Origin of the sequence: Mycobacteroides chelonae (genome assembly GCF_016767715.1) — a bacterium.
Taxonomy (GTDB): Bacteria; Actinomycetota; Actinomycetes; order Mycobacteriales; family Mycobacteriaceae; genus Mycobacterium; species Mycobacterium gwanakae.
Genome location: NZ_CP050145.1, coordinates 690538 through 712981 on the forward strand (window position 1 = coordinate 690538; position 22444 = coordinate 712981).

Genomic DNA, 22444 nt, shown 5'->3' on the forward strand with positions numbered 1-22444 from the left:
CTGTGAAAAATGCGCGGAGTGGATTACTGTCGCCGCGTAGGGAGGTGCCGATGCCGAAGCCGCCGTTGTCGATGAAGCCCACGGGATGGTTCCAGGTCGCATGGTCGGCGGAGATCGCCGTCGGTGCCGTGCACCGGATGACCTACTTCGGGCGCGAGATGGTGGCCTGGCGCGCGCACTCGGGTGAACTCGCCGTCATGGATGCCTACTGCGAGCACCTCGGCGCGCACCTCGGGCACGGTGGACATGTCGAGGGCGATCGCATCGTCTGTCCCTTTCACGGCTGGGAATGGAACCGCGACGGCAAGAACGTGTGCATCCCCTACGAAAAGCGGCCGAATCCGTTGCGGCGCATCAGAAGCTACCCGGTCATCGAACGCAACGAGGCCGTGTACATCTGGCACGACGTCGATGGCCTCGACCCGTATTTCGACGTCCCGGACGTCTTCACCGGATTCGAAGACGGCAGCAGCGCCCGGGACTACTACCCGGGATATCCGCACAGCACCCTGTATCGCGAACGCCTCCAACTACATCCGCAGTACGTTCTCGAAAACGGCGTTGACTTCGCGCATTTCAAATACGTGCACAAAACTCCCTTCATTCCGAAGTTCACCCGGCAGGAGTTCGAGCGGCCCGTCTCCTATGTCGACTTCACCATCGCCTTCGACGAGGTGCCGGGCATGTCTGCCGAAGACATGAGAAGTGGTGTGCGGGCCATCAACGGCGGACTGGGTGTCGCCGTTACCAAGAGCTGGGGGATGATCGACAACCGCACCGTCTCGGCGGTGACCCCCGTCGACGACGAGACCTGTGACGTCAGATTCACCGTCTTCATCGGAAGGCCGCGCGAGGGGGAGCCCGGCGGCGCGGAGGAACCCCCGCAGAACGCAAAGGCCTTTGCGCAGGCCATCATCGACCAGTTTCTTGCCGATATCCACATCTGGTCGCATCAGCGTTACTCGGACCCGCCCGCGCTGGTGCGGGCCGAATACGAAGGCTTCATCGCCCTGCGGAAATGGGCGGCCCAGTTCTATCCGGAGGATGTCCGAGCATGAGTGGAATCAGGGTCTTTCAGGTGGCGACTGGAAACGTCGGCACTGAGATGATCAAACGTATCGCCCGGCATCCCGACCTCGAGCTGGCCGGATTGCATTGTTACTCAAGAGAAAAGGTTGGCCGAGACGCCGGTGAGTTGGTGGGTCTGGAAGCCAATGGCGTGATCGCCACCGGTACCGTCGAAGAGATCATTGCCGCCAAACCCGATGTGCTGACCTTCCACGGTGTGTTCCCCGACGAGGATCTGTATGTGAAGGTGCTCGAAGCGGGCATCGACATCGTCACCACCGCCGACTGGATCACCGGACACCACCGCGACCAGAACCACCCGCATCCGTCGGGGCGGCCGACAACCGAGGTGCTGCAAGATGCGTGCGAGCGTGGCGGATCCACCTTCTATGGCACCGGGATGAACCCGGGGCTCACGCAGATCCTGGGCGTCATCCACTCCTGTGATGTCGCGGAGATCGAAAACGTGACGGTCATCGAATCGGTGGATGTGTCCTGTCATCACTCGGTGGACTCCTGGGAGATGGTCGGGTACGGACGCCCCATCGAAGACCCGGAGATCCCGGCACTCCTGGAGAAGGGCACCCGTGTCTTCGCCGACGGCGTGTACCTGATGGCCGACTGTTTCGGCCTCGAGCTCGACGACGTCACGTTTTCCTATGAGCTGGGCGCGTGCACCGAAGATATCGACCTCGGTTGGTACCGATTGCCCAAGGGCTCCCTGGGTGCCAATTATCTGAAGTATCAGGGGATTGTGGGCGGCATTCCCAAGGTCGAGGTGCATGTCGAATGGCAGATGACCCCCAAGACACAGCCGCATTGGAACGTCAAGGGCTGCTACATCACAAAGATCCAGGGTGACCCCTGCGTGTACAGCAAACACATGGTCATTCCCCGGCCTGGCACCGATTTCTCCGACCCGGCCGCCTTCGCATCTGTCGGAATGACCGTCACCGGGCTGCCCGCGCTCAACGCCATCCGGAGCGTCATCGATGCCCCGCCCGGCATCCTCACCTCGGCCGACCTGCCGCTGCGTGGATTCGCGGGACGGTTCAAGTAGGGCTGTGCGGACACCGCTGCCAGCTGGGACAGGTAGCCTAAGGCCCGATATGAGCGAGCGAGCCGACAAACCCAGTAACTCGTACGCCGCGGCCGGTGTGGATATCGAAGCCGGCGACCGGGCGGTCGAGCTGTTCAAGAAATCCGTCGCCAAGACCCACCGCCCCGAGGTGCTGGGGGGTATCGGCGGCTTCGCCGGGCTGTTCGCCCTCAAGGGCGGGTACCGCGAGCCAGTGCTCGCGGCCTCCACCGATGGCGTCGGCACCAAGATCGCCGTCGCGCAGGCCATGGATAAACGCAACACCGTCGGCCTGGACCTAGTGGCCATGGTCGTCGATGACCTCGTGGTGTGCGGTGCCGAGCCGCTCTTCCTGCAGGACTACATCGCCGTCGGCAAGGTGGTGCCCGAACGCGTCAGTGAGCTGGTCGCCGGCATCGCCGAAGGATGCGCCATTGCAGGCTGCGCGCTGCTCGGTGGCGAGACCGCCGAGCATCCGGGTCTGATGGCTCCCGATGATTTCGACCTGTCGGCCACCGGTGTCGGCATCGTCGAAGCGGACCGGGTGCTGGGACCCGACCGGGTGCGTCCGGGCGATGTCGTGATCGCGATGAGGTCCTCGGGCCTGCATTCCAACGGGTACTCATTGGCGCGGCACGTGCTGCTGGAGATCGACCGGATGGACCTGTTCGGCCAGGTCGAGGAGTTCGGCCGCACCCTCGGCGAGGAACTCCTCGAGCCCACCCGCATCTACGCCAAGGACTGCCTGGCGCTGGCGGCCGAGACCGAGGTGCGGACCTTCTGCCATGTCACCGGTGGCGGACTCGCGGGCAACCTGGCCCGGGTCATTCCCGACGGATTGGTCGCCGAGCTCGAGCGCGGTAGTTGGACCCCGGGCCCGATCTTCGCGATGATCGCCCAGCGCGGCCGGATCGAGCGTGCCGAGATGGAGAAGACCTTCAACATGGGCGTCGGTATGGTCGCCGTCGTCGCACCCGAAGACGTGGACAGGGCGCTCGCCGTCCTGACCGCACGGCATATCGACTGCTGGACCCTCGGCACGATCAAGAAGTCGGGCAAGGATTCGGGCAGCGAAAATGCGGTGCTGGTGGGCCAGCACCCGAGGTTCTAGGGAGAAGAGATACCTGGAGCCTTAGCGGCGCCAGGCGTCCTCGTCTTCAGTCCAGCGATCGCCGGTGCGGTCATCGTCCGGCTGAGATACCGGAGCCCCCGAAAGCTCACGGCGGAGTTGCTCGAGATCCGTGTTAGGAGAGCTGTATTTCAGCTCGCGAGCAACCTTGGTCTGCTTTGCCTTTGCCCGGCCGCGGCCCATGGGGGAACCCCCTCGCGCAATAGCGGAGCGGCCCGATTTCAGGGCGGCTCCGGTGGAGTTTGTTTATCGATCCTGACGATAGTTTAGCGTGCCGATCCACCAACTGCTGCACGCCCTAACCGCCCGGTTGGGCCGAACCCTGTCGCAGACGGTTGACGGCCTCGCGCCCAGGCTGCTGACCATGCAGTTCGGGCAGTAGATCGAGGTCGATCGCGGCCGCCGCCGGCCCGGCCGTGAGGGGCGTCTGATCGCCCTTGGCGAGGGCCTCGACCACCGGACGTTTGAGCAGAGCCAGGGCTATGGGGCCCAGGTCAACATGGTCGACCACCGAGCCCACCCGGCCCACCGAACGCCCGCCGGCAGCCACCTCGTCACCGGTGGATGGGCGATCGGCAGAGCCATCAAGATGTAGCAACACCAGCACCCGTGGTGGCTTGCCCAGATTGTGGACCCGGGCCACGGTCTCCTGCCCGCGGTAGCAGCCCTTGGCCAGATGGACGGCTCGGGGATCGTCGTCGACCGCGATCCACGCCACCTCATGCGGGATAGTCCGCTCGTCGGTGTCCAGGGACAGTCGTGGCCGCGCGGCGGCGACGCGAAGCGCCTCGAATGCCCACAGCCCGGCGGGGCGTAGGCCAAGGCGTTCGGGGAGGTCGTGACCGGGGGGCACCAGCAGGTCGAATGTCGCATCGGGCAGTGGCCACGGCATGCGCCTGATGAGGCCGCCGCCGGGCAGCGCGACCGCACGGTCGAATCCGGGGAGCGCCGTGATGCCCAGCTTTCCGGCCAGGCCGGAGGTGTCCGGTCCCAGCAGGGTGAAGAGCGTCAGTTCGGACGACGAGACCTCGACCTTCGCCCAGAACACCATCTTGGTGAGGAAATCCTTCAGTGCCTGGCCCCGCCATGGCTCGGTATCCAGATACGTGACGCCGTCCAGATCGGTTTGCACCCAGTGGTCCTCCACACGTCCCTGCCCGTCGAGACTGAGATTCTCGCGCGTCTGGCCGTCCTGCAGATCGGCGACATGCTGACTGGAGATCGTGTGCAACCAGCTCAGCCGTTCGGCGCCGGTCAGGGTGATGACGGGACGCGTCGATCGATCGACAAGAACGGCACCGGTCAGGGCGGCCCGCTGCTCGCCGAGTGGGTCGCCGTAGTGCCACACCGCACCGGTGTCGGGGTTACCTTCAGGGACGTAGATGGCCGTCATGATGTTTTCAACTCTACGACCGCTAATCTCATTGCCCATGGCGGTAGCGGTGCTGGTCACACTCGACGGTGAAGTGCACGACCCGACGGTGCCGTTGTTGTATGCCGATGAGCTCGCCGCCGTTCGTGGCGATGGCGCGTTCGAGACGCTGTTGGTGCGGGGCGGTGTCGTCTGCAAGCTGGAGGCGCATCTGGACCGGATGGCCGCGTCGGCCGCAGCGATGGATCTATCCGAACCTGATCGGCCCGCCTGGCGCACGGCGGTAGAGATTGGTGTGCGGCAATGGAACTCGACATCAAGCGCGGATGCGATGCTACGCCTGGTGTACACCCGTGGGCGTGAAAGTGGCGGGGGTGCAACGGCATATCTGACCATCGCGCCGGTGCCCGAGCGGTCGCTGCTGGCGCGTCGCGATGGCGTCTCGGTGATCACCCTGGATCGTGGGCTGCCCGCGCAGCCCGCCGATCCGCTGCCCTGGTTGCTGTCGGGGGCCAAGACATTGTCCTACGCAGTCAACATGTCCGCCCTGCGGTACGCCGAAACTCAAGGGGCTCAGGACGTCATCTTCGTCAGTTCGGACGGATTCGTGCTGGAGGGCCCACGCTCGACGGTCATCGTGGACACCGGTGACGCACTGGTCACCCCTTTTCCGGAGCACGGAATCTTGCACGGAACCACTCAGCGTGCGCTCTTCGAAGTGGCTGCGGCCGAGGGCATCCCATGCCGGTACGAGGCCGTGAAGCCCGCTGATCTAGTTGCCGCCCAAGATGTTTGGATGCTGGCCAGCATCACGCTTGCGGCCCGGGTGCGTACGCTCGACGGTGCCGACCGTCCCGCGGGGCCGCTGGCGGCGCGGCTGCCCGAGCTGGTCGACAAGGCCATCACGCTCGAGTTCTGATCGCCAGTTCGGATCGCCGCAGAATAAATCGGTTGTCGCACACGCTCTTGCGTCGTACCGTCGTCGGTACACAAGGAAGGAGGTGGTCCGACAAATTGATTGCTTATTGGACATGTGAGGTGGCTGCTCGCTAGCTGCAGCCATGTGCTGCGGTGGGCAAATCCACGGCAGCCACCCGGCCCCCGAACCCTCGATTAGTCCGATCGAGCCGAACGGTTCGGGGGCCGCCCCCTTTTCTGGGGCGGCCGGAAAGACGTCACTGAGGTACCCGGCTACGAGCCGACAGGCGGGGAAGTTCTAGCCCGCGAAACGCGACAACCGTGCCGACAGATGCGGTGACAGACCGCCGTCGGCGCCCACTCGCTCTTCGACATAGGCCAGGTCGCCACCGTCGACGATGCCGTATAGACGCTTGGCCCCGCCGATGAGTGCTCCGGACTTACTCCGGGCCAGCGCATCGGTGACCAACTCCCAGGACGAGGCATTGCGCGGATAGCCATAGAACAGCTCGACGAAACCCGCGGCATGTGCCAGCACCAGTTCGATGGCCTGTTTTTCATCGGGATCATCGGGATCGGGCGCGAACCGCCAGAATCCGCTCTCGCGCAGGGTCAGCCTCTCGAAATGTCCGTCGGCATCCAGACGCCATGAGCGCGAATCCCACGTGAGATAGTCGCTGCCGTCGTGCGCGACGACGATCTGCTGTCCAAAGCGGTAGTCGCCGTCGGCATCCCTGCCTTCGCCCTCGCCGCGCCACACCCCGACCAGGGGCAGCAGCGCAAGCATTGCCTGGTTGAGGTCCGGGCCCTCGCGCAGGTTCGCGGTATCGGCAGGGGCGGGAAGGTCTTGAAAGGTGGGGACGTTCCGGCCCACCGATGGCCGCGGCTCGGCGGCGGTCGGATCTGGTTCCGTCACGACTCGTCGGTGATCAGCCGGTACAGCGCGTACAGCGCGAACCAGGTGATGACGACAACGGCAGCCACCAACGCGATCTCGAAGAAGAGCACCACGGAAAGGGAGCTTACCTGGGACAACGGTGTGACCCACAACTCGCCGGGTAACGTCACATTCAGCTACTGCGATGGAGGGGTGTGAGGATCTTGTGGAGCCGATTCTTAGCTGCGTTTTTCGCGCCCTTTGCGGTGTCTGTGGGGCTTGTGGCAGCGCCCGTAGCGAATGCGCAACCACCCAAGTTCCCGGACGTCGACTCCTATCCCGCGGTCGACCTCGGCGACTACCGGGTGATCGGCGCGCACCCGAGCATGTCGGGCTGGGTGTTCAGCACTCCCGGCGGCCTCGCCTGCCAGAGCAACATGATCGCGGATCTGGGGGTGTCGTGCACCGGGCGGATCGTGGGAGCCGGCCAGGGCATGAACTCGGTGGCGGTGTCATTGACCAAGCCGGGTCTCATCGCACAGTACGACCAGACGCCCGACGATCGCGCCTACCCGCTGTTGCCGACCGGGTCCAAGATCGCGCCGGGTAACGGCGTCGTCTGTGCGGTCCTCGCCGAGGATGCGCTGGCCTGCCAGGCCAAGAAACCCGATTCCTGGGCAAAGGACACTCCGGACCCGCCGGACCGGCATTACGGCGAGCACGGATTCGTCGTGCAGCCCTCCGGCAGCTGGTCCTACTAGCGCACGCTCCGGATCTTTGGGGGTAATCCCCCATGAACATTGGGTGTCCGTCTGGATGCCCGCTGCCGGTACACACAGGACGATTGCCCGGTGGGCGTCGTGAATAAGAAATCAACTGTGTGGCAATCAAAATCAGTACTCCGGGGCATCGGCATGGGTCTGGTCAGTCTCGCGCTCGTGGTGGCGACGCCGGGTCTTGCGTATGCGGCGACCGACAAGCCCACCCCGGTGCCATCGCCGAACCACGATGGTGAATGGCTCGATGGAGGCATGGCCCCGTCCGAAGCGCAGCAACCGCGCGACAGTGCCGGTGGTTGGGTCGACCATCCCGATGGCACCGGGCCACAGTGCATGGACAGGGGCGTCATCTGCCGTACGGGAATCTGGTACCCCGACCAGGTTCAGAGCCAGCGCGGCCAGCCCGAATGGGCACAGCTGCCTGACGCCACCGGTCCCGAATGTGAGAACCCGGGTGTTGTCTGTGGAAACACCGCGTCATAGGTCGGCCGGAAAACCTTCGGGGACAGTCGATTTACTTGGCCAGGGTCAGCTGCCCGCCAGGAAGGTGATCACCGCCAGCACCCGGCGGTGATACTCGTCGGTTTCGGTGAGATTCAACTTCGTCATCACATTGTGGACGTGCTTTTCAACAGTGCTCTCCGTAATCCACAGTCTGCGGGCGATACCGGCATTCGAGTAGCCCTCGGCCATCACCCCCAGTACCTCCCGTTCCCGTTGGCTCAGGGCGTCGATCGGGTGATCCTGGCGGCGCGTCACCACCAGCTCTCTGACCAGTGCCGGATCCAGTACCGCGGCCCCGCCGGCAATCCGGTTCAGTGCGTCAAGGAACTCCGCGACATCGCCGATGCGACTCTTGAGGAGGTAGCCACGCCCACCGCCGGTGGCTACGAGCTCGATCGCGTACTCCACTTCCACATGTGCGGAAAGGACCAGCACCCCGATTCCGGGGAATTCCTTGTGTATCGCCCGGGCCGCGTCGAGTCCCTCCGTGGTGTGCGTCGGCGGCATCCGGATATCCGTGACGACGAGGTCGGGCCGTTGAGCCCTGACCAAGGCCATCAGGTTGACGGCATCGCGTGCCTGGCCGACAACCTCGAAACTCGAACGTTCGAGAAGGCTGGCAATCCCTTCACGAAGGAGTACGTCATCATCGGCGATTACCACCCGCAAGGCGACCACAGCGACAGGGTAGCCGCGCAACCTGCGTGGCTATATTCGAAGTGGCGGGACGTATCTGGGTCCCGGAGGTAAGGAAGTTTCCCGACGTGACCCCCACCATCTCAACGCTGCCGCTGGGGCGGTCCAGGGTGGCCGGCGACGCGGTCGGCGATGACCGCCGCGCGTCGTCACCCAGACTGCGGGGGTGGCTGACCCTGCCTTTCCGGCCGGGTGCGCCCCCTTCGGCGACTCTGGGAATCCTGGTGGCCGCAGGCTTTCTCGTCTGCGAAACCGTTGCCGCGCTGCTGCTGCGGCAGATCGCGCCCACCGAACGCATGGGCACTATCTACCTTCTGGGCATCCTGGTCGTGTCGGCGATCTGGGGCCTGCGGCTCGCGGTGCTCACCTCCATCGCCAGTGCCATCACGTTCGACTATGTCCGGGATTGGCCGAACGGTCACGTGCTGTCGGTTGAGCTGCAAAACGGCGTGGTCCACGTGATTTTCCTGGTTGCCGCGCTGGTCGCCAATGGGTTGGCAAGCCTGGCCCGTGCACGCACCAACGAGGTCGAAGCGCGCCGCCAGGAGGCGGCCGCTATCGCCGAGCAACAGGCCGGGTTGCGCCGAATAGCGACCCTGGTCGCGCGTGAGGTACCGCCGGCGGAGGTCTTCGCGGCGTTGGTCGACGAGATGGTTCATTGTCTGCACGCCGACACCGCGGTTCTGTTGCGTTACGAGGCGGGCAACAACGTCACCGTCGTTGCGGCATCCGGCGAGGTAGGGATCGGCCACGTCCCGGGAACCCAGCTCACGCTGGATGACGATGTGCCTCCCGAAGAAGCGCTGGGATTCGGTGCCAGCTTGTCTACCCCGATCCGTGTCGGCGGGAACACCTGGGGGGCCGCGGTCTTACGGGGGGACGGCCTTGAGGTTGCGCCCGTCAATGACTTCGCCGATCTGGCGGCCACCGCCATCGCGAACGCTCACACCCGCGAAGAGCTCACGGCCTCTCGCGCGCGGATCGTGACAGCAGCCGATGAGGCACGTCGTCGCCTGGAGCGCGATTTGCACGACGGTGTCCAGCAGCGCCTGGCCTCGCTGCGACTGCGGCTCGGCATGATGACAGCGGAGCTGCCCGTCGGTGTTCCGGACCTGGCCAGCCAACTGGCCGAGTTGAATGCCGGGTTGGTCGGCGTCGCCGAAGATCTTCAGGAATTCTCGCGGGGTGTTCACCCGGCGATCCTGTCCAGCGGCTTGCGGCCCGCATTGTGCACGCTGGCCCGGCGTTCGGCTGTTCCGGTCACCATCGAGGTGAATGTGGACGGTGCCGTGGGCGAGTCGGTGGAGATGGCTGCCTACTACGTGCTGGCGGAGGCACTTGCCAACGCCGCCAAACACTCCGCGGCCAGTGGGGTGCGGGTTTCGGTGCGATGCGAGGGGCCCAACCTCCGTATGGTCATTCGCGATGACGGGGTGGGTGGGGCCAATCCCCGTAAAGGTTCGGGACTCGTTGGGCTGACGGACAGGGTCGAAGCACTCGGTGGGCAGTTGAGCGTGTCCAGCCCTGTCGGGCGCGGCACTTCCCTGGATATTTCGATTCCGATCCGCTGATTGGGTTGCCGCAGCGAGTGCGTGTGGGGGGTAACCCCACCTGCCCAATAGTGGCAAACCGCAACAAATTTCGCGTTTAGTCTCCGTTAACCGAGATTCGAGACGGCGTTAACGGCTCTCTAGCTAGATGAGATCCGTTCAATGGGAGAGCGTTTATCGGGCAATGGGCGCAGCATTTTAATTTCTGGATCTCTTTGCGAATCCTTCCTGGTGGGCAAATTGTGCCCGAAGCATGAACCGGAATAGCGGCTGAATTATGCCTGCCTGAATGGGTGCTTCTCATTGACGTGTTGCAGATGTCGAAACCATTGGAAAGGTTCACATGGCGGGAATGCTGGATCGATTTACACGCGCTGCATGTGTTGTGGCAGTGCTCTGCTCCATGGCGGCAATGGAAGCGCCCGCGGCATTAGCGGAACCGGTGACCATGCTGCCGGAGGACCTGGATCAGGTGACGCCGGATGGCTGGCATATTCATTTGAACAGTTACAACGAGGTCGTCAACTCGATCCCAAACCTCGCCAATGCCACGAACTCCCGTGAGGCCTTCGTCAACCTCTACTCTTCGGCGACCGTCAGCGGCGGGCAGGGCTCGATTCTCGACAGCCTCTTCATCATGGGATACCAGTTGGGCTGTCAGTCCGACGTGTCCAGCGGGCTGCAGCTGGGTGGTGCCGTGTCTGGGGGTGTGAGCGGCACGGGCTCGCTAGGCTCGAGCAACTCCATCGGCGGATCGGCAGGAGCCGGTGCCACGGGATACGTGCAGACAGATCTGGAACCCGGCGTCATCGTTGATCTGCCGATGTCGAACATGGCGCTCAATCCCGCGGGCCGGGCAACATTGGATGTGACGAACCTGCATGTCAAGGTGGACGCCTGCGGTGGGGACGTCACCATCCGGTCCTACGGCTACCTGCGGATCTCGACCACCAATGCCCATTCCTCGTACGCCATCTATGGCGAACCCATCAAGATCTAGACGAGGACGGTCACCCGAATGGCATCACGCATCGGCAAGAGCACGGGAGTGCTCGTCGCTCTCCTCGGCGCGGGTCTTGTCCTCGCACCGACCGCACTCGCCGCCCCGTCGCCACCTGTCCCTCCGGGGCCGCCGCCGGGGTACGACGGGCTCCCGTACCACAACATGCCGGGCCGGATCGGCCACCAGCCCGGCGCTTACACCTACATCCTCGGCTTCTGGATGCGGCCGCGCCGCGTCCTGGACGCGGCCGGCACCAGCGCCATGAGCAATACCGATTCGGCGTCGGCCGAGTACGGAATGCCCGGCTCGGAACTCGGTGTCGAACCGCTGCGCAACTCGACGCTGGGAGTCGCGCCGGGTGTGCGGCCGGAATCGCCGATGGACTCGATCGGTGCGCCCGATCCCTCCGCCGGTGTGGTGCCGGGTGCCAGCCCGCCCGGTGGCGTCCCAGGTGGCCTGGAAGATCCCGTCCCGGGCACCCATCAACCACTACCGGCTGCCGACAGCGAGTCCGTCCAGCCGAAGGACAACGGAACCATCGCGCCTGGCTCACTCAACAGTGGACCGGACCTCGGCTCTGCCGCATCGCACTGAATTGTCCTGCACCGCAATCCAACACGAGGGATCTGAGAGTATGAGAGCTCGAATTCGTCAGGCCGGTGTCATCGCGGTGTTCGTGGGCGCCGGCGTACTGGGCGCGCCCATCGCCGCAGCCGACCCGTCCGTTCCGGGGGACCCCACCGGGCAGATCTACACGCCGCCCGGATACATCGGCTATTACCCCGGTGTCTATGGGTTGCAGTCCATTTGGTCGTTGACTCCGCCACCCCGAGTCCGCGACGCCGGCGGCACCAGGGCGATGACCAACGCCGACCCCATGTCATCCCATGTGGGTATGCCGGGCGATCGGCTGGGTGTGCAACTGAAGCATGTGACGGTCAAGCCCCATGAAGCCGGTCCGCTCGGGCAGGTGTTTGGCGCCCGTCCGTCGTCGCCCATGCAGCGGACCGACGCACCGGAGGCCGCCGGAGGTACCGCGCCGGGGGCGACGGCCGCCACCGGCCGGCAGAACATCCCTACCGGGCAGCCCCTCGGTCTGGAGAATCCGGCCCCCACGGGGACCGTGCCGGATGCGCCGATACCCGGCTTGGAGGCTCGGCAACCGGCCCGGAGCGCGGTCGCCGCGCCGGACACCGCGAACTGAATCCGTCGGGCGGTCAGCTGCTGACACGAAAAGGCACCCAGGTACGTGATCCGGGCTGAATACGTACCTGGGTGCCTTATCGAGATAGAGCGAAAAGGGCGCTCAGCTTTCGATCTTGATGTCGACCTCGTGGATCCCGGCGCCGGTGGGGCTCACCGTCGCGGTGCCGTTCCCGGCCGAGGACAACGCCCGCAGCGTCCAGTCGCCCGGTGCGGCGAAGAACCGGAAGTCGCCGGTCGCCGACGCCACCACCTCGGCGGTGAACTCATCGGAGGAATCCAGCAGGCGCACAAAAGCACCGCCCACCGTCTGGCCGTTGCCATCGACCACGCGGCCGGTGATCACGGTTTCCTTCTCCACGTCGACGCCCGCCGGAATGGCCAGGCCCTGCTTCGGTGCACTGCACATAACTAGCTTCCCAACTCGATCGGGGCTCCCACCAGAGAGCCGTATTCGGTCCAACTGCCGTCGTAGTTCGTCACGTTCTGGTGTCCCAGGAGTTCCTGCAACACGAACCAGGTGTGCGAGGAACGCTCACCGATACGGCAGTACGCGATGGTTTCCTTTTCACCGTCCAGCCCCGCGTCGGCGTAGAGCTTGGCCAGCTCTTCATCCGACTTGAAGGTGCCGTCTTCGTTGGCTGCCTTGCTCCACGGGACGTTGATGGCGCCGGGGACGTGCCCGGGGCGCTGGCTCTGCTCCTGCGGGAGGTGCGCGGGAGCCAGGATCTTGCCGGAGAACTCGTCGGGCGAACGCACGTCGACCAGGTTCTTGGCACCGATGGCGGCGATCACCTCGTCGCGGAAAGCGCGGATGGAGTTATCCGGGGCGGCGGCCTGGTAGGACGTCGCGGGCCGGGACACGGTGTCGGTGGACAGCGCGCGGCCATCCAGCTCCCACTTCTTGCGGCCGCCGTCGAGCAGCTTCACGTCCTGGTGCCCGTACAGCTTGAAGTACCAGTAGGCGTACGCGGCGAACCAGTTGTTGTTGCCGCCGTAGAGGACCACGGTGTCGTCATTGCTGATGCCCTTGTCGGACAGCAGCTTCGAGAACTGCTGCTGGTCGACGAAGTCACGCTTGACCGCGTCCTGCAGATCGGTCTTCCAGTCCAGCCTGACGGCGCCCTCGATGTGGCCGACGTCGTACGCGCTGGTGTCCTCGTCCACCTCCACGAACACCGTGTTAGGGGCGGAAAGGTTGTCTTGCGCCCATTGGGCGGAGACCAGTACGTCAGAGCGTGCCATAAAGGGCTTCCTTTCAGGGTAATTAGTTGGTTTTGTCGGGTTACTGAGCCGACGGTTATGTGCGGCGAAAACGGGTGACGAGAGGGTACAGCTGGCAGCCCAGGCAGATGCCGAAGGCGGCGTTCAAGAAGGCAGCGCCCAGCGCGAACGCCGTCGCGATCAAGCCGAGCAATGTGACGCCGGTGGCGAAACCGATGGTTCCGACCGCGGCGAAGGTGAAGCCCAGCAGTTGGGCGAACTGCAGCGGCGGGATGGGCTCGCGCTCGGTCACCGGGCTCAGCCTGGGCTGAATCAGCGTCCGGAAGATAGTCCCGTAGGGGCCGCGATGCGGCCCGAGTAGTGCGCCGATCGCGAAGACCACCGTCTGGAGCCCCAGGATCACCGCTGCCGCCGTCGGCGACACGGCGGACACCGCCAGGGTGACGATGAGAACGGTGGTGGTGACCCAGGCGGAGAAACGAGGGCCGCGGACATCAACCTGACTGATTGCAGGCGTTGAGTTGGCAGTGGTCATGGTTTGTTGTGCTCCTAAGGGTGGCGGATATGGCTACACCTGTTACGGCACACTCGAAGGTGGCCGCGATTAGCAGCAACAACAGCAGCAGCCCGCGACGCGGCACAGATCGACTGCGCGTCGTTTGGTGAGCATCGGCTCAAGGCGGGCTTGCACGGCGACGAGTTTACCCCGGCTGCGTCAGGCCTTGCAGGGCAGTGCGCAGGTCCGCGGCCTTCGGCACTCCCGAGACTCGATATGCCTGCCGTCCGGTGGCATCGAAGATGAAGGTGGTCGGCAGTGACAAGACCGACAGGGTCCGAGCCGCGTCGGGGTTTGCGTCGATATCGACCTCTATATGCGCCACCTCGGGCTGCTCGGCCGAGACCTGGTCCACGACGCGACGGACCGCCGCGCACGGGCCACACCACACCGCGCTGAAGTGCACGATTGTCGGTCCGGTGGCCGATAGTGCGATACCTGGCGGGGCCTGCGCCTCGTCCGCGCCACCGGGGCCGGCACGCAGCTTGCCGGACTTGCTCTTGATGGCGACCGCGATGAGGCTCGACGCCAGCAGCGCGACCGCGATCGCAATGACCGCGGTCACCAATGGCGATGAGCCGCTCGCCGGAAGAGCGGACAAATCTGGCGTCATGACTGCTTGAACGCGTCCAGGGAGATGGTTACTCCCTTGGCGATACCTTCGATGATCACATCTGATCCACGTGCGCCGACCGTTGTTGGTTCGATAGCAAAGGGGAGCTTCTGCCGGGGGACAACCTTGGTGAACGCGGCGAACACACCCGCCTGCTGTTCCTCGGGCACGTCGCGGTCGGCCGTTCCCGGGCCTGTGACCACGGATGTGGCGACGAACTGAAGGTCTGTCTTGTCGCGTCCCCCGACGGAGACGTCTACGGACACGGTCACCTTATGTTGGAAATCACCCGTCTTCGGAGTGCCGGTGAACAGCAGACCGGTTCCGGTGGAGATGCCCGATTCGGTGGTGCCGCCGGTGGCGTCGTTCTGTTCTTTCGGAGGTGGTTCGACGGCGAGGTCGTTGATCCCCATGAATCGACCCAGGTGATTGGAGTCGATGATGATCCGGCTCTCCACCCGATCCACCCGCAGCGGGGAGTCCGGGCGGATCAACCAGGACGCCTGGGAGATATCGATGCCGTGCAGCGTGCCTTCCAGCGTTGCCTTCCCCGTTTCGGCGTGGTCCACGCCATGCGCCTTGATCTCTACTTCCTTGTACCGGTGCGCCAGAGCCTGGGGGATGAACGGGAACACCAAGATGGCGACGGACGGATCGGAGCTCAGGTTCGCCTCGGCGCGCAGGGTCCGGGACAGCCGGTATTCGGCGTAAATCGCAAACCCGAAATCGGTGCCGGTGGCCACGATTGCCAGTGCACATACCGCCGCGATAGTGGCGATCAGGGGTTTGCGCATCTGCACATTCTGGCGTACTCCCGCGCGTTCGCGGTTCTCGGCCACGGACTGCTGGTGTTCATGCAGGCGGCTCATCCACGCTTACAAGCAGGTGGCGCGGTACATTATGGAACACCTGGAGACCGAAGCACCCGGGTGTTGGAGGGCTCGTTGGACCTGTTGCTGCTGACCGCTGACCCAAATCCGGACGCGGTGCTGCCGTCCTTGTCGCTGCTCGCCCATACCGTGCGACCAGTGCCCAGCGAGGTGTCCTCGCTGTTAGAGGCGGGCTCCGCCGACGTGGCGATCGTCGATGCGCGCACCGATCTGGCGTCGGCGCGCGGACTGTGCCGACTGCTGGGCGCGGCCGGATCTTCGGTTCCGGTGGTCGCCGTGGTCAACGAAGGCAGCCTGGTGGCAGTCAACGTCGACTGGGGTCTGGACGACATCCTGCTGCCCGGGACGGGACCCGCCGAGATCGACGCGCGGCTGCGTCTGCTGGTGGGGCGCCGTGCTGGCGCGGTCAACGTGGAGAACGCCAGCAAGGTGGTGCTCGGCGAACTGGTCATCGATGAGGGCACGTACACCGCGCGGTTGCGTGGCCGCCCGCTCGACCTCACCTACAAGGAGTTCGAGCTGCTCAAGTATCTGGCGCAGCATGCCGGCCGGGTATTCACCAGGGCCCAGCTGCTTCAAGAGGTGTGGGGATACGACTTCTTCGGTGGCACCCGCACCGTGGACGTCCATGTGCGACGGCTGCGCGCCAAACTGGGCGGTGAGTACGAATCGCTCATCGGCACCGTGCGCAATGTCGGTTACAAGGCGGTGCGCCCGCCGCGCGCGAAGGGTGATGCCGGCGGATCCGAGAGTGCCGGTGCCGTGGACTCTGATGACGACGCTGAACTGGACGACGACGTGCTCGATGACGTGGATGATGACGGCGCCGACGAGGACATCACCGCCGAACCAGGGGCGCGCAACGCGGGCTGAATCACGACTAGCGTGGCGGTATGACCGAATGGGTCCCGCTTCTTGATGATCAGCGCCAATTGCAGATACGTGAGTTGATCGTCGAGGCCACTCGCGTCGACGGCATTGCCCCGGTGGGGGAGCAGGTGCTGCGGGAACTGCGTGGAACCGGGGCCAAGCATCTGGTCGCCGAGGACGGCGACGATGTGGCGGGGTACCTGAACTTGGTGCTGCCCGATGAGGGCGCCGCCGACGAGAATGCCACGGCGATGGCCGAATTGGTGGTCGCGCCGGGGGCACGGCGCCGGGGAATCGGCTCGGCGATGATCCGGCTTGCCCTCGCGGAGGGCGGTGACGGTACCCGGATCTGGGCGCATGGCGACCTTCCGCCCGCCCGCGCACTGGCCGCGACGCTCGGACTGGTCGCGTTGCGGCGACTGCACCAGATGCGCCGACCGCTGGCAGATCTGCCTGCCATCTCCGCCGATGCGAGTGTCGTAATCCGCCATTATGCTGGGCCGCAAGATGATTCGGATATTCTGCGGGTCAACAATGCCGCATTCGCCTGGCATCCGGAGCAGGGAGGCTGGGGTCAGGACGATCTGTCCGCCCGGTTTGCCGAACCGTGGTTCGATCCGGGTGGTTTGTTCCTCGCGCACGACGCGCAAACCGGCGATCTTCTCGGATTTCATTGGACCAAAACGCATTTGGACAAGCCCGGAGTGGGCGAGGTGTACGTCGTCGGGGTTGACCCAGCCGCGCAGGGGCGGGGGCTAGGCCATCTGCTGACTCTGGTGGGGCTGCACCATCTGGCTGACGCCGGTCTGGGCACCGTGTTGCTGTACGTCGAGTCGGACAATGGCGCGGCCCTGCGGACGTATGAGCGGCTGGGATTTGCGGTGTTCCACACCGACGCGGCATACGGTCGGGCCTGACAAGGCGTTTACCTGCGATAACGACCGGACTGTCAAGTCTGTGAGTTCACTTTCCGTTCACCTGCGGTCGGGTGCCCGTCCATCGTCTGCCTTTAGTTTCCGGGGTGCGCGTAGAAGATCCACCCCCATCACCCGTCTTCCCATCACTCATGCGAGAAAGCGAGAGCCGTGAACCTCAAGGCCGTGAATCTTAAAAGCACCGGCACCACGATCTTCGCGGCAGCCGCCGCGGTCGCCTTGACCGCCGGCCTCGCCGCCTGCGGCAGCGACAACACCACGGGAGGCTCCTCCTCGAGCGCATCGGGCGCTGCTTCCGGCTCGGGTGAGTGTGCGGGCAAGGCCAAGCTGAGCGCCGAGGGTTCGTCGGCCCAGAAGAACGCCTTCGACATCTTCGCCAACGAGTACTCGACCGCGTGCTCCGGCAAGTCGATCAACTACAACCCCACCGGCTCGGGTAAGGGACGCGATAACTTCATCGCCGGACAGGTCGACATCGGCGGCTCCGACTCGGCGCTGTCCGAAGAAGAAGCGGGCAAGGCAAAGGAGCGCTGCAGCGGCAACGAGGCGTGGAACCTGCCCGTCGTCTTCGGCCCAATTGCCTTGGCGTACAACCTTCCCGGTGTCGACAAGCTGGTTCTGAACGCGGACGCGGCCGCCAAGATCTTCACCGGCGCCATCACTACCTGGAACGACCCGGCCATCGCCGCCCTCAACCCGGGTGTGACGCTGCCGGACACCAAGGTCACCCCCGTGTACCGCAAGGACAAGTCCGGTACCAGTGAGAACTTCGGCAAGTACCTCACCACCGCCGCGCCGGAGAGCTGGACCAAGGGCAGCAGCGGTACCTGGGAGGGCGGCGCCGGTGAGAGCGCCGAGAAGTCCTCGGGTGTGGCCGAGAAGGTCAAGGCTCTGCCCGGTGCCATCACCTACGTGGAGAAGGGCTACGCCGACGACCTCAAGATGCCGTACGCCCAGATCGACAGCGGTGCCGGCGCCGTCGCGCTGACCCCGGAGACCGCTGCCGCCTCGGTGGAGACCGCCAAGTTCGCGGGCGAGGGCAACGACCTCAAGCTGGACCTGGCCTCGATCTATGGGACCAAGACAGCCGGTGCCTACCCGATCGTGCTGGCCACCTACGAGATCGTCTGCTCCAAGGGCTACAAGGACGCTGACGTCGCCGCCGCGGTGAAGTCGTTCCTGACGGTCGCGGTGAACCAGGGCCAGAAGGGTCTGGCCGATGTCGGCTACGCCCCGCTGCCCACGCAGTTCAAGTCCCGTCTGGAGACGGCCATCAAGGCGCTCTCTTAGCAGCTGATTCGTCCCCACCCGGTGAGCTTGGGTGACCCGGGTGGGGACGTACCATCAACGACATAGACAGCGAGTTCAATGAGCAGCCAGACCAGCGGGATCGATCCCGTGGGGGTAGCCCGTCCGGCGGATCTTGACGGATCGGTCTTCGAGGAGAAGCCACAACCCATGAGCGACGAGGGCGACCATCAGCCACCCGCCAAGGCCACCAATACGGTCACGAAGACGGTCACCCGTCCCGGCGACCGCATCTTCTCCGGACTCGCCAAGGGGTCAGGTGTATTTGTTGTCGCGCTCATCGGTCTGGTGGCCGTATTCCTGATCCTGCGTGCCGTGCCGGCGCTGAGTAACGACGACGAGAACTTCTTCCTCTACAACGGGCCATGGCGCACTGACGACACGGCGCACATGCAATTCGGCGTGCTCGATCTGTTCCAGGTCACCGTCTTCGTCTCGGTCTTCGCGCTCTTACTCGCGATGCCGGTGGCTCTGGGCATCGCGATCTACCTGACCGAGTACGCACCCGCGCGGGTGCGTGGTCCGCTTGCCTACGTCATCGATCTACTGGCCGCGGTGCCGTCCATCGTCTACGGCCTGTGGGGCATCTACGTACTGGCTCCGGCGATCGCGCCGGTTGCCCTGTGGCTCAACAGAAATCTCGGATTCATCCCGCTCTTCGCCGATAGCCCCGTGAACATCGGAGGCGGCGGCAACCTGTTCACCGGCGGCATTGTGCTGGCGGTGATGATCCTGCCGATCATCGCGGCCGTGACGCGCGAGGTCTTCATTCAGACCCCCAAGGGGCAGATCGAGGCCGCGCTTGCGCTGGGTGCCACCAAATGGGAAGTGGTGCGCACCACCATCATTCCTTTCGGTACCTCCGGATATATCAGCGGTTCCATGCTGGGGCTCGGCCGTGCGCTGGGCGAGACTATCGCGCTGATGCTGATCCTGTCGGGCACCTCGGTGGCGTTCGGATGGTCGCTGTTCGACAGCGGAAGCACCTTTGCAACCCATATCGCTTCCAACGCATCGGAATTCAATAACGAACTAGAGGCCGGAGCATACATCGCGGCGGGGCTGGTGCTGTTCGTGCTGACATTCCTGGTGAACTCGGCGGCCCGTGCCGTCGTCGGCGGAAAGGGCCGGGCATGACCTCGACTCTCGACAGGCCCGTGAAGGAGCCCGCCTTCCATCCGCTCTCGGGCCGGCGCAAGGCCACCAACGCCCTTGCCACGGTGTTGGTCTCGGCCGCGGTGCTGATCGCGCTGATCCCGCTGGTGTGGGTGCTGTACACGGTGTTCGACCGTGGATTCACCGCCGTCCTCAGTGCGGACTGGTGGTTCAAATCGCAGAACATGATGACCAACCGGATCGCGGGCGGCGGTGCCTATCACGCCATCGTCGGCACGCTGTTCCAAGGTCTGTTCTGCGCGATCATCTCGGTGCCCATCGGCATCTTCGTGGCCATCTACCTGGTCGAGTACGGTGCGAACTCCCGGTTGGCCAAGGTCACCACGTTCATGGTCGACATCCTGACCGGTGTGCCGTCCATCGTCGCCGCGCTCTTCATCTACGCCCTGTGGGTGGCCACGCTCGGGCTGCCGCGGTCGGGCCTTGCGGTCTCACTGGCCTTGGTGCTGTTGATGATTCCGGTGGTGGTGCGTTCCTCGGAGGAAATGCTCAAGATCGTCCCGAATGATCTGCGCGAAGCCTCCTTTGCCCTGGGCGTGCCCAAGTGGAAGACCATCGCGCGCATCGTGCTGCCGACGGCACTCTCGGGTGTGGTCACCGGTGTGATGCTGGCGCTGGCACGCGTCATGGGCGAGACCGCGCCGCTGCTCGTGCTCGTCGGTTACAGCAAGCTGATCAACTACGACATGTTCGGCGGGGAGATGGCCTCACTCCCGGGCATGATGCTCGATCAGCGCAGTGGTTCGGTGGTGGGTCTTGCCGAGTCCCGGCTCTGGGGCGCTGCCCTCACCCTCATCTTGTTGGTCGCGATTCTCAACGTGATCGCCAAACTCATTTCGCGTTTCTTCGCGCCCAAAAAGGTCTAGGAAGGTAGTCATGGCCAAGCGTCTCGATCTCAAGGACGTCAACATCTACTACGGCAAGTTTCATGCCGTTCAGGATGTCGCGCTGTCGGTTCCGCCCCGCAGCGTGACGGCGTTCATCGGCCCGTCCGGTTGCGGCAAGTCGACGGTGCTGCGCACCCTCAACCGGATGCACGAGGTGACGCCCGGTGCCCGCGTCGAGGGTTCGGTGCTGCTCGATGGAGCCGACATCTACGGTGCCGGGGTTGACCCGGTGTCGGTGCGTAAGACCATCGGCATGGTGTTTCAACGGCCAAACCCATTCCCCACCATGTCGATTCGCGACAACGTGGTGGCCGGCCTGCGGTTGCAGGGTGTGCGCAGCAAGAAGACCCTTGACGAGGTCGCTGAGCGTTCGCTGCAGGGCGCCAACCTGTGGAACGAGGTCAAGGACCGTCTCGACCGCCCGGGCGGCGGGCTCTCCGGCGGTCAGCAGCAGCGTCTGTGCATCGCCAGAGCCATCGCCGTGCAGCCGGACGTGCTGCTGATGGACGAGCCGTGCTCGGCCTTGGACCCCATCTCCACGCTGGCCATCGAGGATCTGATCTCCGAGCTCAAGCAGGAGTTCACCATCGTCATCGTCACGCACAACATGCAGCAGGCCGCCCGCGTCAGTGATCAGACCGCGTTCTTCAACCTGGAGGCCGCAGGCAAGCCGGGCATGCTGGTGGAAATCGACGACACCGAGAAGATCTTCTCCAACCCCAGCCAGAAGGCCACCGAGGACTACATCTCCGGTCGTTTCGGCTGATCCAGATCGCACGATTGGCGCCGAGTCTGCATCTCACGACGGTTTTGTGCCTCGAAACGTCGTGAGACGCAGACTCGGCGGAATACCTAGGGCCGTGCCACTGTCTTAGTCGGCATGACAAGGGCAGTGCAGTTCGACCAGTACGGCGACATCGATGTCCTGCAGGTGCGTGAGGTGCCGCGTCCAGCACCCGGGCCCACGGACGTGCTTGTGCAGGTGCGGGCCGCGGGAATCAACCCCGGTGAGGCGAAGATCCGTACCGGGATGCTGCACGACCGTTTCCCTGCCACCTTCCCCTCCGGGCAGGGCAGCGACCTGGCGGGTGTCGTGGTGGAGGTCGGCCACAGCGTGGCGCGTTTTGCACCAGGGGACGAGGTGTTCGGCTATACCGACGATCGGGCCAGTCACGCCGAGCTCGTCGTTGTTCCGGCCAGCCAGCTGGTGACCAAGCCCGAGAGTTTGTCGTGGGAGGTGGCGGGCAGTCTGTTCGTCGCGGGTACCACCGCCTACGCCGCGGTCGGCTCGGTTGATCTGGCTCCGGGTGACGTGGTTGCCGTCTCTGGCGCGGCGGGTGGAGTGGGCACCATCGCCGTACAGCTCGCCAAGGCCGCTGGTGCGACCGTGATCGGTATCGCGGGGCCGGGTAACGACGAGTGGCTCACCGCGCATGGCGTCATCCCGGTCAACTACGGCGACGGGCTGGCGGACCGCATCAAGGCAGCAGCGCCCGAGGGGCGGGTCGACGCCTTCCTCGACCTCTTCGGCGGGGGCTACGTGGAGCTGGCGCTCAATGAGCTTGGAGTGGAGCTGCGGCGAATCGACACCATCATCGATTTCGCGGCGATCGAGCGATACGGCGTGCAAAGTGTGGGAAACGCCGAAGGCGCCTCTGCGCAGGTGCTCGCCGAGCTGGCCGCACTGATTGTCGACGGAAAGCTGGATGTGATTGTCGCGCAGACGTTCCCGCTGGACGAGGTGCGCAATGCGTACGAACTTCTAGAGCGGCAGCACACCCGGGGAAAGATCGTTTTGGTGCCTTAGC

29 protein-coding genes are annotated in these 22444 nt (G+C 64.7%); 17 read left to right on the top strand and 12 right to left on the bottom strand.

Annotated features, from left to right (window positions below; all coding sequences use genetic code 11):
- The first annotated feature begins 50 nt into the window (after positions 1-50).
- The 3 genes from HBA99_RS03435 to purM are packed head-to-tail and all read left to right on the top strand — an operon-like array spanning position 51 to position 3257.
- Positions 51-1058, top strand: coding sequence for a Rieske 2Fe-2S domain-containing protein (locus HBA99_RS03435; RefSeq protein ID WP_070931532.1), 1008 nt, complete (start codon positions 51-53; stop codon positions 1056-1058).
- Positions 1055-2128 (top strand): NAD(P)H-dependent amine dehydrogenase family protein, encoded by a 1074-nt coding sequence (locus HBA99_RS03440; RefSeq protein WP_057969363.1) that lies wholly within the window; start codon positions 1055-1057, stop codon positions 2126-2128. The genes HBA99_RS03435 and HBA99_RS03440 overlap by 4 nt, the downstream gene beginning before the upstream one ends.
- A 49-nt stretch (positions 2129-2177) precedes the next feature.
- A complete protein-coding gene (gene purM, locus HBA99_RS03445; RefSeq protein WP_070951568.1) occupies positions 2178-3257 on the top strand; it encodes a phosphoribosylformylglycinamidine cyclo-ligase in 1080 nt (359 codons plus the stop codon).
- A 21-nt stretch (positions 3258-3278) separates the two neighbouring features.
- Here the strand turns inward: purM and HBA99_RS03450 are convergent, their stop codons facing one another.
- Together HBA99_RS03450 and ygfZ are read right to left on the bottom strand one after the other, a co-directional pair.
- On the bottom strand, positions 3279-3458 hold the full coding sequence (locus tag HBA99_RS03450; RefSeq protein ID WP_030094235.1) for a DUF3073 domain-containing protein: 180 nt from the start codon (positions 3456-3458) through the stop codon (positions 3279-3281).
- 115 nt (positions 3459-3573) lie between these two features.
- Positions 3574-4668 (bottom strand): CAF17-like 4Fe-4S cluster assembly/insertion protein YgfZ, encoded by a 1095-nt coding sequence (ygfZ, locus tag HBA99_RS03455; RefSeq protein ID WP_064407794.1) that lies wholly within the window; start codon positions 4666-4668, stop codon positions 3574-3576.
- Positions 4669-4705: 37 nt separating this feature from the next.
- On the opposite strand from ygfZ, the gene HBA99_RS03460 reads away from it, so the two are divergent.
- Positions 4706-5566, top strand: a complete 861-nt coding sequence (locus HBA99_RS03460; protein WP_070931529.1) for an aminodeoxychorismate lyase — start codon at positions 4706-4708, stop codon at positions 5564-5566.
- Between the two features lie 297 nt (positions 5567-5863).
- Here HBA99_RS03460 and HBA99_RS03465 read toward each other — a convergent pair whose 3' ends face one another.
- Both HBA99_RS03465 and HBA99_RS03470 read right to left on the bottom strand, forming a co-directional pair.
- Positions 5864-6481 (bottom strand): heme-binding beta-barrel domain-containing protein, encoded by a 618-nt coding sequence (locus tag HBA99_RS03465; RefSeq protein WP_070931528.1) that lies wholly within the window; start codon positions 6479-6481, stop codon positions 5864-5866.
- Positions 6478-6633, bottom strand: coding sequence for a hypothetical protein (locus HBA99_RS03470; RefSeq protein WP_162269692.1), 156 nt, complete (start codon positions 6631-6633; stop codon positions 6478-6480). The genes HBA99_RS03465 and HBA99_RS03470 overlap by 4 nt, the downstream gene beginning before the upstream one ends.
- Positions 6634-6828: 195 nt before the next feature.
- Here HBA99_RS03470 and HBA99_RS03475 point away from each other — a divergent pair, with 195 nt between their 5' ends.
- Positions 6829-7203 (top strand): hypothetical protein, encoded by a 375-nt coding sequence (locus tag HBA99_RS03475; RefSeq protein WP_078323044.1) that lies wholly within the window; start codon positions 6829-6831, stop codon positions 7201-7203.
- Between the two features lie 153 nt (positions 7204-7356).
- Positions 7357-7704: a hypothetical protein gene (locus HBA99_RS03480; protein ID WP_030094241.1), complete on the top strand. Its 348-nt coding sequence runs from the start codon at positions 7357-7359 to the stop codon at positions 7702-7704.
- Positions 7705-7749: 45 nt separating this feature from the next.
- Here HBA99_RS03480 and HBA99_RS03485 read toward each other — a convergent pair whose 3' ends face one another.
- Positions 7750-8403: a response regulator gene (locus tag HBA99_RS03485; protein ID WP_070931526.1), complete on the bottom strand. Its 654-nt coding sequence runs from the start codon at positions 8401-8403 to the stop codon at positions 7750-7752.
- Between the two features lie 188 nt (positions 8404-8591).
- Here HBA99_RS03485 and HBA99_RS03490 point away from each other — a divergent pair, with 188 nt between their 5' ends.
- The 4 genes from HBA99_RS03490 to HBA99_RS03505 all read left to right on the top strand — a co-directional run bounded on the left by HBA99_RS03490 (position 8592) and on the right by HBA99_RS03505 (position 12178).
- Positions 8592-9992, top strand: a complete 1401-nt coding sequence (locus HBA99_RS03490; RefSeq protein ID WP_371258571.1) for an ATP-binding protein — start codon at positions 8592-8594, stop codon at positions 9990-9992.
- Positions 9993-10374: 382 nt separating this feature from the next.
- On the top strand, positions 10375-10971 hold the full coding sequence (locus HBA99_RS03495) for an MspA family porin (protein WP_372450629.1): 597 nt from the start codon (positions 10375-10377) through the stop codon (positions 10969-10971).
- 18 nt (positions 10972-10989) lie between these two features.
- Positions 10990-11568 carry a hypothetical protein gene (locus HBA99_RS03500; protein ID WP_057969371.1) on the top strand — a complete coding sequence of 193 codons (579 nt, stop codon included), beginning with the start codon at positions 10990-10992 and terminating at the stop codon, positions 11566-11568.
- 40 nt (positions 11569-11608) lie between these two features.
- Positions 11609-12178, top strand: a complete 570-nt coding sequence (locus HBA99_RS03505; RefSeq protein ID WP_070951567.1) for a hypothetical protein — start codon at positions 11609-11611, stop codon at positions 12176-12178.
- A gap of 102 nt (positions 12179-12280) precedes the next feature.
- Here the strand turns inward: HBA99_RS03505 and HBA99_RS03510 are convergent, their stop codons facing one another.
- The 7 genes from HBA99_RS03510 to HBA99_RS25070 all read right to left on the bottom strand — a co-directional run bounded on the left by HBA99_RS03510 (position 12281) and on the right by HBA99_RS25070 (position 15586).
- On the bottom strand, positions 12281-12586 hold the full coding sequence (locus HBA99_RS03510; protein WP_005064245.1) for a DUF1416 domain-containing protein: 306 nt from the start codon (positions 12584-12586) through the stop codon (positions 12281-12283).
- A gap of 2 nt (positions 12587-12588) precedes the next feature.
- Complete coding sequence (locus HBA99_RS03515) at positions 12589-13422, bottom strand: sulfurtransferase (protein WP_030094247.1); 834 nt, start codon at positions 13420-13422, stop codon at positions 12589-12591.
- A gap of 55 nt (positions 13423-13477) precedes the next feature.
- Complete coding sequence (locus HBA99_RS03520; RefSeq protein WP_070951566.1) at positions 13478-13936, bottom strand: DUF4395 domain-containing protein; 459 nt, start codon at positions 13934-13936, stop codon at positions 13478-13480.
- Positions 13937-14005: 69 nt separating this feature from the next.
- Positions 14006-14092, bottom strand: coding sequence for an Ms5788A family Cys-rich leader peptide (locus HBA99_RS25065; RefSeq protein ID WP_353615267.1), 87 nt, complete (start codon positions 14090-14092; stop codon positions 14006-14008).
- A gap of 10 nt (positions 14093-14102) precedes the next feature.
- Positions 14103-14522, bottom strand: a complete 420-nt coding sequence (locus tag HBA99_RS03525; RefSeq protein WP_078343127.1) for a thioredoxin family protein — start codon at positions 14520-14522, stop codon at positions 14103-14105.
- 44 nt (positions 14523-14566) lie between these two features.
- The gene (lmeA, locus tag HBA99_RS03530; RefSeq protein ID WP_030094250.1) at positions 14567-15364 is read right to left on the bottom strand and encodes a mannan chain length control protein LmeA; all 798 of its coding nucleotides are present in this window, start codon (positions 15362-15364) and stop codon (positions 14567-14569) included.
- Between the two features lie 81 nt (positions 15365-15445).
- The gene (locus HBA99_RS25070) at positions 15446-15586 is read right to left on the bottom strand and encodes a hypothetical protein (protein ID WP_227457815.1); all 141 of its coding nucleotides are present in this window, start codon (positions 15584-15586) and stop codon (positions 15446-15448) included.
- On the opposite strand from HBA99_RS25070, the gene HBA99_RS03535 reads away from it, so the two are divergent.
- The 7 genes from HBA99_RS03535 to HBA99_RS03565 all read left to right on the top strand — a co-directional run bounded on the left by HBA99_RS03535 (position 15521) and on the right by HBA99_RS03565 (position 22443).
- Positions 15521-16333 carry a winged helix-turn-helix transcriptional regulator gene (locus tag HBA99_RS03535; protein WP_227457861.1) on the top strand — a complete coding sequence of 271 codons (813 nt, stop codon included), beginning with the start codon at positions 15521-15523 and terminating at the stop codon, positions 16331-16333. The genes HBA99_RS25070 and HBA99_RS03535 overlap by 66 nt on opposite strands.
- 20 nt (positions 16334-16353) lie before the next feature.
- Positions 16354-17247, top strand: coding sequence for a mycothiol synthase (mshD, locus tag HBA99_RS03540; protein ID WP_070923820.1), 894 nt, complete (start codon positions 16354-16356; stop codon positions 17245-17247).
- 168 nt (positions 17248-17415) lie between these two features.
- Positions 17416-18555, top strand: coding sequence for a phosphate ABC transporter substrate-binding protein PstS (gene pstS, locus HBA99_RS03545; RefSeq protein ID WP_057965196.1), 1140 nt, complete (start codon positions 17416-17418; stop codon positions 18553-18555).
- Positions 18556-18633: 78 nt separating this feature from the next.
- Complete coding sequence (gene pstC / locus HBA99_RS03550; RefSeq protein ID WP_070923819.1) at positions 18634-19710, top strand: phosphate ABC transporter permease subunit PstC; 1077 nt, start codon at positions 18634-18636, stop codon at positions 19708-19710.
- A complete protein-coding gene (pstA, locus tag HBA99_RS03555; RefSeq protein ID WP_057969377.1) occupies positions 19707-20615 on the top strand; it encodes a phosphate ABC transporter permease PstA in 909 nt (302 codons plus the stop codon). The genes pstC and pstA overlap by 4 nt, the downstream gene beginning before the upstream one ends.
- A 10-nt stretch (positions 20616-20625) precedes the next feature.
- Positions 20626-21402 carry a phosphate ABC transporter ATP-binding protein PstB gene (gene pstB / locus HBA99_RS03560; RefSeq protein ID WP_030094256.1) on the top strand — a complete coding sequence of 259 codons (777 nt, stop codon included), beginning with the start codon at positions 20626-20628 and terminating at the stop codon, positions 21400-21402.
- Between the two features lie 114 nt (positions 21403-21516).
- Entirely contained in the window at positions 21517-22443 is a 927-nt protein-coding gene (locus HBA99_RS03565) for an NADP-dependent oxidoreductase (protein WP_070950200.1), read from the top strand.
- The last annotated feature ends 1 nt before the right edge of the window (position 22444 follow it).